Below are 10,605 nucleotides of genomic sequence, written 5' to 3'. Positions count from 1 at the left end.
TTGTGTTAACTTCCAACATGGACGCCTCCGTTCCAGTGATGATCAACGACATCACCTTGGCACAGCGATGCCGTCAGGGGCGTCCACCCCATCAACTTGCCCGCTCAGAAGGTCCATGGCGTTCGAGAGGCCATTCAGGCGGCCGGAGCAAGCCTGCTCTATCTCCCGCCCTACAGTCCGGACTTTAACCCGATCGAGATGGCCTTCTCTAAATTGAAGGCGCTGTTGCGCGCCGCTGCCGCGCGCACCATGACAGACTTCTGGCAAGCAATCGCAAACGCTCTCAAACGCTTCTCACCCGATGAATGTCAAAATTATCTCGCCGCCGCTGGATACGACGCAACCTGATCGAAAAATGATCTAACAACCCCTGAAGACTATCGGTCCCGTTGAAGCTGCGACGCGCATGGCGGCTTGAATGACGTATCGTCCTTCTCGATCAAGCAGTTCCATGTCGATATGGATCAGCTCGCCAGGGTGCCCATGCTCGTAACGGCCCACCGGTTCAGCCGCGTCCAGGTCGCGCATCCGACTCAGGCGCAATCGCCCTAGTCCGCGGTTGACGGTCGCGGTCGAGACACCGACCCGGGCGGCGAATGTGGCCGGTGAGGCGCTGCCGGTGTGATGTCTCCATCATCGCGTAGGTGACGAACGTTTGTTTGATCCGGCGAGAAATGGGGCCTTGATGAGCGGTCGCGCAATCCATCTGTGCCCTCCGTGTGGAACCGATTGGCCCATTTGGCGACCGTTTTCGCCCTGCCAGACCAGATGGACAACCTCCTGAAAGCTCAGCTAGCGCTGAAGAGTTTGGGCGTGGTTTTGTGTTCCTAGGCCGAGAAATGTGCATCGATCAGGCCCGCTTGTCCCTTGCGCTATCTCCAAGAGTCCAGCTATCTCCAACATTTACGTCGGTGCAGCAGGCGATGGGGATTAAGGATGATCAATTTTGGCCTACTGGGGTGTGGTCGCATCGCTAAACGGCATTCGGAGCTGCTTGGTGGGGGGCATATCAATGGTGCCAAACTCGTTGGACTTTGTGACGTGGCTCGAGACAGAGCAGATACCATCGCTGCACGATTTGCCGTCCCAGCGTTCTATGACGTTGATAAGTTTCTGAGTAGCAAAGAGATTGATGTCGTCTCTGTGCTGACGCCGAGCGGAATGCATGCTGAGCACGCGATCGCCGTTGCGAAAGCAGGAAAGCACGTAGTCGTGGAAAAACCTATGGCGTTACGGCTGGAGGATGCCGACGCGATGATCCAGGCGTGCGACAGTGCGGGGGTCAAGCTGTTCGTCGTCAAGCAAAACAGGTTCAATGTTCCCGTAGTCAAGGCCCGCGAAGCCCTCGACGCGGGGCGGTTCGGCCGGCTGGTTCTCGGAACCGTTCGAGTGCGTTGGTGCCGCGACCAGTCTTATTACGATCAGGACGCCTGGCGTGGTACTTGGGCTTACGATGGGGGGGTACTTGCAAATCAGGCGAGTCATCACGTCGATATGCTTGAGTGGTTTTTCGGTGATGTCGTTAGTGTTCATGCCCGTGCGACCACTGCGTTGGCCAAAATCGAAGCCGAAGACACAGCCATTGCGACGTTAAAGTTTCGAAACGGCGCGCTTGGAATTATCGAGGCGACTACAGCGGTGCGACCGAAGGACCTCGAAGGATCGCTGTCAATCCTCGCGGAAAAGGGCGCTGTGGAGATTGGGGGATTTGCCGTCAATCAGATCAAACATTGGCGGTTCACCGATGAGCAAGCGTCCGATCAGGAAGTGATCGACAAATTTTCTGTCAATCCGCCAAATGTTTATGGATTCGGGCATCAAGCATACTATGAGCATGTTGTGGATTGTCTGCGTAATCAAAGCCCTGCGTTGGTCGATGGCCTCGAGGGCCGTAAGAGTCTGGAATTGATCTCGGCCCTCTACGAGTCAATCGAAACTGGTAAGGAAGTTCAGCTCTATTTCAGCCCCCGCCTGTGCCGTCTAGGTATGTTGTCATGACGGCTGCCATTTTCAATCGAATAGGAGTAAGGGACGTAACGTTCGGCGCCCGCGTAACGATCGTCGAGCCATGTAATCTTTACGGATGTGAGATTGGGGACGATTGTTTTATTGGCCCCTTTACCGAAATTCAAGGAACTGTCCGAATCGGTGCACGAACGAGGGTGCAATCCCACTCATTCATTTGCGAATTGGTCTCTATTGGGGAAGACTGTTTCATCGGTCACGGCGCGATGTTTATTAATGATACGTTCTCCACAGGAGGTCCGGCTCGCGGCCGAAAACATCTGTGGAGATCGACTGTAATTGGCGATCGGGTATCGATTGGCTCAAATGCTACAATCTTGCCAATTCGGATATGCGACGACGCCATCATTGGGGCCGGAGCAGTAGTCACGAAAGATATTGTTGCACCTGGCGTCTACGCCGGAAATCCCGCGCGCAAGCTTTTGGGTCAAAAAAATTAATCGCCATCAATCCAAATGGACCTCCCAGATGTCTGTACCTTACGCGGACCTCCATCTTCAGTACGATACCATTAAGAACGATATCGATGCCGCCATTGCGGCGGTCATTCGCGACAGCGCCTTTATTCGAGGACCTTATGTGGAAGCCTTCGAAAACGCGTTTGCCGAAGCTGTTGACGTCAAGCACTGCGTTTCATGCGCAAACGGTTCGGATGCGCTGTACATCGCGATGACAGCATTAAACCTTGGAGAAGGCGATGAGGTGATTACAACGGCTCATTCTTGGATCAGTACCTCGGCTATGATCACTCATGCGGGCGGCAATGTAGTTTTTTGCGATACCGATGGCAGCACCTACACGATCGATCCCGCTGCTATCGAAAACGCAATTACACCGCGTACTGTCGGTATCATTCCAGTCCACCTGTATGGACAGCCGGCAAATATGGATGCGATCATGACGCTTGCGCGCAAGCATAACCTTTGGGTCGTTGAGGATTGCGCGCAAGCTCATCTGGCGCGCTACGAGGGGCAACAGGTTGGCACCTTCGGAAATGCCGCCACCTATTCATTCTATCCTGGCAAAAATCTCGGCGCGATGGGTGATGCCGGTGCCATTGTTACCAATGACGGCGATTTGGCGCGACGAATGACGATGCTGGCCCGCCATGGCGGACTCACCAAACATCAGCACTCGGTGGAGGGGATTAATAGCCGCCTTGATGGGCTGCAGGCCGCAATTCTTTCCGCAAAGCTTCCCTATCTTTCGCGATGGACTCGGGCACGTCAGGTTGCGGCGGCGGTTTACGACGTGGGTCTCAATCAAATAGAAGATGTGGAAGTGCCTAACATTGCGGCCGGGCGCTCACATGTCTACCATCTTTATACTATTCAGCACCCCCGCCGCGACCAACTCGCGGCCCACCTTCGTGCCAATGGCGTGCACACGGCCATCAACTATCCGGTTGCGCTGCCGTTTCTCGAGGCCTACGGCCGCTTAGGTCATCGTCCCGAACGGTTTCCGAACGCGCACCGGCAACAGAGCCGTATTCTGTCGCTGCCGATGTTTGCCGAAATTACGGCCGATCAGCAAAAAACTGTCTTGGATCTCATTCGCGCATTTGCGTAGCTACCAGGAAACCGGAGTGAAGAGCACACGCGAGCGCGGTCTGGGGCTGAGTCTTGTTTCATCGGGCATAGGACCCTTGCTATCACAAGTGTTTGCGCTCGCTCTCGTGCCGGTGCTGTTCCGACTTTATACGCCGCAAGATTTTGGCATCTGGGCGGCTATACAGGCCGGAGCCATCATCGCGGGCTCGCTGGTTTCATTGCGGTTCGATCTGGCCCTGGTGCTTGAGCGCGACCTCGTAGCGGCAAGTCAGCTTCTATTTGCGATCATCGCCGTGGTTCTCGCCAGCTCCCTGGTTATGGCAGTAGCAATTGTTGTTTCATCAAGTTTTTTGTATGTGCTGGGTATTGACGCGATATCAGCCGCGCTGGGTTGGGGCTGGCTGGTGCTTCTGGGTCTCAGCACGGTGTTTCAGAGTTGGCTCATGCGGGCGGGAGCTTTTGGATCGGTCTCGGTCGCCCTGGTTCTCAGTGCGGGGGTCACCAATCTCGTGCAGCTCGGAGGAGGTATGTTCGGGTATGGCATTTGGTTGATCGTCGGTAGTATTGCCGGGCAGGCAGCGGCCTTGATGTTTTCTATCTGGAAAGTCACTCACGGCGCCGATCACCCTGTCTGGAGAGCACTCAATTTTGAAGCGATGTGGATGATGTTGAGGAAAAACAAGCGTTTTCCGCAATTCTCCCTTCCTTTCACCGCGCTATCGCTGCTCCGCGAAAGGGCTCCAATTTTCATTATTGGCGCGTTTGGCCCTCCGGCGCTGGTTGGCCTTTATAGTCAGGCTTGGCGTCTGACCCATTTCCCGTCGGGACTTACCAGTGCGGCGCTGCGGCCGGTGTTTTTTCATCGGACGGCGACCGAGGGACTCACTTCTCAGGGAAGGTCGGTTGACGGGTTGGTGCGTTGTCTGCTGTTGGCGAGTAGCTCATGGATCGCCTTCGTCATTTACGGCGATGACGCGCTTTTCAACTTCCTTCTGGGTACGCAATGGCAGGGCGTGGGTCTATTGGCGGCCTCGCTAGTCATGCCCGCGGCGCTGTTTACCATCACAAACTGGATGGATCGGCTGCTCGATGCGGTTGGGAGGCAGGATGTAAATCTCAAATTGGAGATGATCACTGGTATTAGCTCGGTGGGAGCGCTGTGGGGAACCCTTGCTGCGGGAGGATCTCTGTTCCGGGCAGTTCTTGTGCAAAGCGCCGCGCTGGTATTGGGCTATCTCGGGTTCCTCTGGGTATGCTATGGCATCGCCAACTGGCCGCGTTCGGGGCTTATCAAGTCTCTCTGTGCGGCAGTAGCGATGGGCGGCTCGATGTATGCGTTCCTTATCGCTTTAGGGAACTTATTGTTTTCCCAGACGGAAGTATTTGTTGCTGGGTTTGTTACTGCAGGCTTCGCCAACATCGTCGTTCTGTTATTCGCGTGGAAAGAACTGCGATGATTACAATCGTCAACTATGGCATGGGCAACCCAGGCGCCCTTATCAACATGTTCGAATTCATCGGGTATGATGCTCGGATCACCGATCAAGCCGAGCTAATCCTCGACGCCAGTCATCTCGTACTGCCGGGCGTGGGCGCCTTTGACGCGGCGATGCTGCGGCTGCAGAACTCTCGACTCATTCCGTCGCTGGAGAAAGCGATCTTTGACCGCAAAATCCCGCTCCTGGGCGTTTGTCTTGGTATGCAATTACTGGGACGGCGCAGCGAGGAGGGCGTCATCGAAGGACTTGGCTGGATCGCCGCCGACACTGTTAGAATGCGGCCGGACCCTGCATCGGGGCTCAAAGTGCCTTTCATGGGCTGGGCAGATGTTCAGCGGACTCAGGCAGCGAGATTGTTCGATGCCGGCGTCGAATCCCGCTTCTATTTCACCCACAGCTATCAAATGCGGTGCGAGGATCAAGCCGACGTCGCAGGGACGTACAAATTCGACGAACCGGTGGATTGCGCGGTTCAGCATAATAATATTTACGGCGTACAGTTTCATCCCGAGAAGAGCCATCGATATGGAATGAGGCTGCTCAGCAACTTCGTCGAAAGAAGCCGCTGATGAGACCGCGTATTATCCCGGTGCTTCTACTGGATAGCCGCAGGCGTCTCGTCAAGACACGATGTTTCGGCAACGAAGTTTATGTCGGCGATCCCTTCAACGTCATCCGTATTTTCAACGAGAAGGAAGTGGACGAGATCTGCGTTTTCGATATCAACGCGAGTATCGAGGACAGACGTCCCGACGTGGGATTTATCTCTGAATTGGCCAGCGAATGTTTCATGCCCTTGAGTTATGGTGGCGGCGTGAGATCGGTCGCAGACGCCACTCCAATATTTGCCGTCGGTGTTGAAAAAATTGTTCTTGGACGCGCGGGAGTTGATGCTGTCGTGGTGAGAACCCTGGCGGACAGTTTTGGATCCCAAGCCGTGGCTGTGTGCATCGACTGTCGACGCATCAATAACGACTGGCGTGTTGGGCTGGATCGCGGGCGAATTATCACTGACGTTGATCCAGTCACTCGTGCGAGAGCCGTGGAACAAGCCGGTGCAGGTGAAATCATTCTTCAAAGCATCGAGGGCGACGGCGAACGCAAGGGCTATAACGTCGACCTAATTTCTGCGGTCTCCACGGCGGTTAATGTGCCGGTCGTCGCACTGGGGGGCGCCGGGAACGTTTCTCACCTGATCGAAGGGCTTCGCGCCGGAGCCAGCGCCGTGGCTTCCGGAAGCGCGTTCATTTTTATAGGGCGTCTTCGCGCGGTTCTGATCACGTACCCCTCACCGGAAGACATCAAGGATATATTTGCGGGAAGTGGCGTGCTCTCATGAAGCAACACGCCGTCATGAAATATCAAGTATGTTCATACTGTGTGATGGACAATAGCAACCCTGGCGTCACGTTTGATCACAAAGGACAATGTATCTGCTGTCGCGAAGCTCTGGCCCGCAAACCTCACGAATGGTGGCCGACGGTGGAGGGCCGTGCGCGATTAGATGCTATGATCGTGCGCATCCAACGCGAGATGGCGGATAAGCCCTATGATGCCATGGTCGGCTTGAGCGGCGGCGTCGACAGCGCCTACCTCGCACACTTGCTCCGGCGTGATTTTGGTCTGCGGATACTGGCGGTTCATGTCGACGGTGGCTGGAATACCGAAGCGGCGGTCCGCAACATCGAGCTTCTGGTCCGGAAACTGGACATCGACCTGCACACATACGTGGTCGAGTGGCACGAAATGCGCGACCTCCAGCTCGCCTATCTCAAAGCCTCGGTCTTAAATCAGGATGTTCCTCAGGATCACGCTTTTTTCTCGACATTGTACCGCCTCGCGAGAAAATTCGGGCAGCGCTATTTTCTCACCGGAGTGAATTTCAGCAGCGAGAGCATTCATATCCCGGAGGGCGGCTACCCCGCCATGGATGGGCGCAATCTTCGCGCGATCCACCGCGCTCACGGCTCGGCAGCCCTTCAGACCTTTCCGGTGCTTGGTCTCCTAGAATATCTGTGGCTCGCGCGAATACGTAAGCAGATCGAGATCGTAAAGCCGCTGAACTATTTGCCATATGATAAAGAAGCTGCCAAACGCGAACTTATTGAAACATATGGTTTCGTCGACTACGGCAGTAAACACCAGGAGAGTAGGTTTACTAAATTCTATCAGGAAATTTATCTGCCATCGCGGTACGGTTTCGACAAGCGGCGACTGCACTATTCGGCGTTGATCGTGTCCGGACAAATAAGCCGCAAAGAGGCATTGCAGGAACTGAAGACGCCGTTGACGACGAATCAGCATTCCGCACGCGACAAGCGATTCGTTGCCAAAAAACTCGGCGTCCCGGTTTCCGAACTGGAGCGCCTGATCGGTTTGCCTCCTGTGGCGCATGAACGCTATGCCAACAGTCATGCCCTGTATCAGGTCAATCAGCGATTGCGCAGCGTCATTGGACGAGGCCGATGATTCTATCTGCAAGCTATATCCTGGCGGCCCTGGCAATTTATGGCGCTGCGCTTTATCTAATTTATCGACTGCAGCTCTATCTTACTGCATCGTCAATGCTGCTCGGATTTCTCCTGCTGATCCATGGGCCTGCTTATTTGGCCTATATGCTGTTTCACGGCCCGCAATCTGTGATCTATCGTCGGATCGCGCAGTCGTTGAGATTTAATGACATCGTAATGTCATTAAATCTGTCTATTGCGCTTTTGTTTGCGGGTATCATCGCAGGAATAGAACTGGTTGACCATCTGGCTCCGTCGTATGCAAACGCCCTGCAACGGGGAGTAGTTGGATGGAATGACCAGCCCTTGGCTGGAGGATCAGCCAAGTCCTGGCCTTTGTTCATTGTGATTCTGGCGCTTTGTTTATTCATGGCCTGGGTTTCCGCAACGGAAAAGCATATCGCGGCTCTAGTGGGCTATCTGTCAGTCGCTGGAAGTGAGGTCGATAAAATCGCTTATCGGCAGCAGTATGGCGGAAGCCACGTCTATCTATATCGCGTGGTGATAAATTCGATCGCGCCGATGCTGATCGTCTGGGGAGCCCTTTCTGGGTGGACGCGGCGCTGGTGGCCGCTGCTGGCAGCGACGAGCTTCCTGCTGGCCTTGACGTTGCTCGGCAAGCTCGAAACACTTAGCAAGGCCCCCATCGCCCTTTTTCTCATTCAGCTTTTTCTGGTCAGTTATTTGATTTTTCGCAATAGCATTACTTGGCGCGTCTCGCTTGCGAGCCTCCTCGTGGCTCTAATCATTTTTTATCCCGTTATCCGCCTTGCTATTCCGGAATCCGATGGTCTCGGAGCACTGCGTTTCTTTTATTATCGTGCCTTCGATATTTCCAATGAGGCGTTGCTGGAGTTTTTTGGGGCTTTTCCGGAGCGGATATCCCACACGTGGGGGGCTAATATCCGTACCCTGGCGATGATCTGGGGGCTTGATTACACGCCGGCCTTCGACCTCGTTTCCCGAGTCTGGCGCGGGACTGGGGGATCGACGACGACGGCAATGTTCATTGCCGACGCATGGGCGGACTTTTCCTATTTGGGCGTGTTCGGCTTTAGCATCGTGGCGGGCGTGATCTGCCGTGCAATCGACCTGATACTACTCACCCGAGGAAAGACTATTTTAGCAATTTCTGTACTCGCCGCCACCTTCCTTGGGATTTACAATTTGATGATTTCCGCTTTGCCAACCGCGGTGCTGTCAGGAGGACTTGTAATTGCCCCGCTTATGGCGATTTTCGTGAGCCTGACACTGCGGATGGCGCAGCACAGCGCCGCAACGCGCGCAGCCAACGTGTCCTCTCCCAGCGACGCTTGATCTTCTTTTGTATTCTGTTGTTAAGGGCTACTGTGAATGAGGTGGCCCCGGTTTTTGAGATAGGCGGCTAAAGTGGCTTTGGTGACGAGGCGGATGATCCACTATTAGGACACGCAGGCTGTTTTCGGCTGAGTTCAAGGGCCAAGGTCGCGCTGGCGCGATTCAGGTCCATCGGACGGTTGCGGAGCTGACGAGCAGGCACGAATTGCACGCTCTGGAAGCGCGAGGCACGAGAAGCTGGCCGAGGTGTTTAATGACAAGGGAACCGAGGTTCAGGCCGCGGAGGTGACGAAGCTTCACGCCAAGATCAGTTCGTTGTCGAGCGGGATTTTTGGCTGGCTCCTTCGATCGCTGAGCCTCGATCGGAGGAAGGCAATTGATCGAACCCGATCATCCAGGCTCTCGATTGTGCGCAAGTGCAATAGCGTCGATTAGCCACTCGTCGTTTTAGTGTGAGCGGCGGTGGAGAGCGTTAGCCTTTTTGCAAAACTGTCCTGCAAACCGGACCATCTCAGGTATGGCAACAAAGCGATGCCTGATGAACGTGGAACGGTCCGCCTTTTCATATTTTTCGAGGAAGTTTGATGCGCCTTTTCCAAAATAGCGGACTATATCCGTCATATTTGGCTCGTCTAAATAAGCTGGCCCCGCGCGCACTTAGCTTTGAAGAGCGGCTGCGGATATTTCTCGACGATCGCTTCGGCGCACTCCACTTTTTGAAACCCATTCTCGAAGACGATGGGAATGCATTTTTCACAAATGGTGATGACGTGATCTTGCAACGTAAGTGGGCATGCGAAAAAGGGATCGCAAAAAAAACGTCGCTTGAAAAGATTTTGCTCGCCCAGATTGAACATCACCGGACCGAGGTGTTCTATAATCTCGATCCCTTGCGCTATCCGAGCACGTTCGTACGCAAGCTTCCAGGCTGCGTCAGAAAAACACTCTGCTGGCGCGCCGCACCGTCGGGAAAGGCTGACCTGACGGCTTATGGCGCGGTGCTCGGAAACTTTCCCTCGATCTTGGATTCCTGGCGTCGCACCGGTTGTCGCGCCGAGATTTTCTATCCCGCGCTTGACCCGCAGATGGAAAATTATGGTCACGGCGATCGCTCGATTGACGTGCTTTTTGTGGGAGGCTATTCGCGATATCATACCGCGCGGGCAAAGGTACTCGAGCAGGTAGCAAGTTTAGCCGATACTCGCCAGATCGTATATTGCCTTGACTCTTCACGGCTGACGTGGCTTGCGGAAAGCGCGCTCGGCAGCTTGCTGCCATTGGAAAAGCATCGACGTCCGCAAGCCATCGCCAGGATCGTAAAGCCGCCCGCATTCGGGAAATCGCTTTACGAACTTCTCGGATCGTCAAAGATCGTGCTGAATGGTGCAATCGACATGGCCGGTACTGACCGCGGAAATATGCGTTGCTTTGAAGCCATGGGGTGCGGCGCGTTGCTCGTGTCCGACGCCGGTATCTATCCAGACGGAATGAAAGCGGGCCTGACAATGGAAGTTTATGATTCTCCGGAACAGGCTACGAAAATCGTTTCAAGGTGTCTGGAAAACTGGCCGGGATCGGCCGAAATCGCCGGACGGGGAAGGAGCCGGATTTCGGCGACCTTTGGCAAAGATGCGCAATGGGAACAGTTCGTGGATCTCGTCGCACGGACTTAGGCGTGCTAGAGCGATCACGACAAGCAGATAA

11 protein-coding genes and 1 pseudogene are annotated in these 10,605 nt (G+C 54.7%); 10 read left to right on the top strand and 2 right to left on the bottom strand.

Annotation, left to right across the window (positions count from 1 at the left end; translation table 11 throughout):
* Positions 1-93: 93 nt before the first annotated feature.
* A pseudogene (locus GGQ85_RS10820) lies at positions 94-348 on the top strand (transposase); the annotation flags it as partial.
* A gap of 200 nt (positions 349-548) precedes the next feature.
* On the opposite strand, the gene GGQ85_RS20840 reads toward GGQ85_RS10820, so the two are convergent.
* Positions 549-776 carry a leucine zipper domain-containing protein gene (locus GGQ85_RS20840; protein ID WP_374708877.1) on the bottom strand — a complete coding sequence of 76 codons (228 nt, stop codon included), beginning with the start codon at positions 774-776 and terminating at the stop codon, positions 549-551.
* Positions 777-936: 160 nt separating this feature from the next.
* Here GGQ85_RS20840 and GGQ85_RS10810 point away from each other — a divergent pair, with 160 nt between their 5' ends.
* From GGQ85_RS10810 to GGQ85_RS10775, 8 genes are read left to right on the top strand one after another with little or no spacing between them, the layout of a single operon-like run.
* On the top strand, positions 937-1,998 hold the full coding sequence (locus GGQ85_RS10810; RefSeq protein WP_309774519.1) for a Gfo/Idh/MocA family protein: 1,062 nt from the start codon (positions 937-939) through the stop codon (positions 1,996-1,998).
* Positions 1,995-2,465: an acyltransferase gene (locus GGQ85_RS10805; protein WP_309774518.1), complete on the top strand. Its 471-nt coding sequence runs from the start codon at positions 1,995-1,997 to the stop codon at positions 2,463-2,465. The genes GGQ85_RS10810 and GGQ85_RS10805 overlap by 4 nt, the downstream gene beginning before the upstream one ends.
* A 28-nt stretch (positions 2,466-2,493) precedes the next feature.
* Positions 2,494-3,594 (top strand): DegT/DnrJ/EryC1/StrS family aminotransferase, encoded by a 1,101-nt coding sequence (locus GGQ85_RS10800; RefSeq protein WP_309774517.1) that lies wholly within the window; start codon positions 2,494-2,496, stop codon positions 3,592-3,594.
* A 16-nt stretch (positions 3,595-3,610) separates the two neighbouring features.
* On the top strand, positions 3,611-5,032 hold the full coding sequence (locus GGQ85_RS10795) for an oligosaccharide flippase family protein (RefSeq protein ID WP_309774516.1): 1,422 nt from the start codon (positions 3,611-3,613) through the stop codon (positions 5,030-5,032).
* Positions 5,029-5,643 carry an imidazole glycerol phosphate synthase subunit HisH gene (gene hisH / locus GGQ85_RS10790; protein ID WP_309774515.1) on the top strand — a complete coding sequence of 205 codons (615 nt, stop codon included), beginning with the start codon at positions 5,029-5,031 and terminating at the stop codon, positions 5,641-5,643. The genes GGQ85_RS10795 and hisH overlap by 4 nt, the downstream gene beginning before the upstream one ends.
* A complete protein-coding gene (locus GGQ85_RS10785) occupies positions 5,643-6,413 on the top strand; it encodes a HisA/HisF-related TIM barrel protein (protein ID WP_309774513.1) in 771 nt (256 codons plus the stop codon). Before hisH ends, GGQ85_RS10785 begins: the two co-directional genes overlap by 1 nt.
* Positions 6,410-7,543 (top strand): N-acetyl sugar amidotransferase, encoded by a 1,134-nt coding sequence (locus tag GGQ85_RS10780; RefSeq protein ID WP_309774512.1) that lies wholly within the window; start codon positions 6,410-6,412, stop codon positions 7,541-7,543. The genes GGQ85_RS10785 and GGQ85_RS10780 overlap by 4 nt, the downstream gene beginning before the upstream one ends.
* The gene (locus GGQ85_RS10775) at positions 7,540-8,901 is read left to right on the top strand and encodes a hypothetical protein (protein ID WP_309774511.1); all 1,362 of its coding nucleotides are present in this window, start codon (positions 7,540-7,542) and stop codon (positions 8,899-8,901) included. The genes GGQ85_RS10780 and GGQ85_RS10775 overlap by 4 nt, the downstream gene beginning before the upstream one ends.
* Before the next feature lie 632 nt (positions 8,902-9,533).
* Here the strand turns inward: GGQ85_RS10775 and GGQ85_RS10770 are convergent.
* Positions 9,534-10,004, bottom strand: a complete 471-nt coding sequence (locus GGQ85_RS10770; RefSeq protein WP_309774510.1) for a hypothetical protein — start codon at positions 10,002-10,004, stop codon at positions 9,534-9,536.
* Here GGQ85_RS10770 and GGQ85_RS21075 point away from each other — a divergent pair.
* Entirely contained in the window at positions 9,987-10,574 is a 588-nt protein-coding gene (locus tag GGQ85_RS21075; RefSeq protein ID WP_445376078.1) for a glycosyltransferase family protein, read from the top strand. The genes GGQ85_RS10770 and GGQ85_RS21075 overlap by 18 nt on opposite strands.
* Positions 10,575-10,605 lie beyond the last annotated feature (31 nt).

Origin of the sequence: Nitrobacter vulgaris (genome assembly GCF_031453995.1) — a bacterium.
Lineage (GTDB): Bacteria > Pseudomonadota > Alphaproteobacteria > Rhizobiales > Xanthobacteraceae > Nitrobacter > Nitrobacter vulgaris.
Note: the sequence above shows the minus strand (reverse complement) of the source record. Positions and strands in the feature narration are given on the sequence as shown.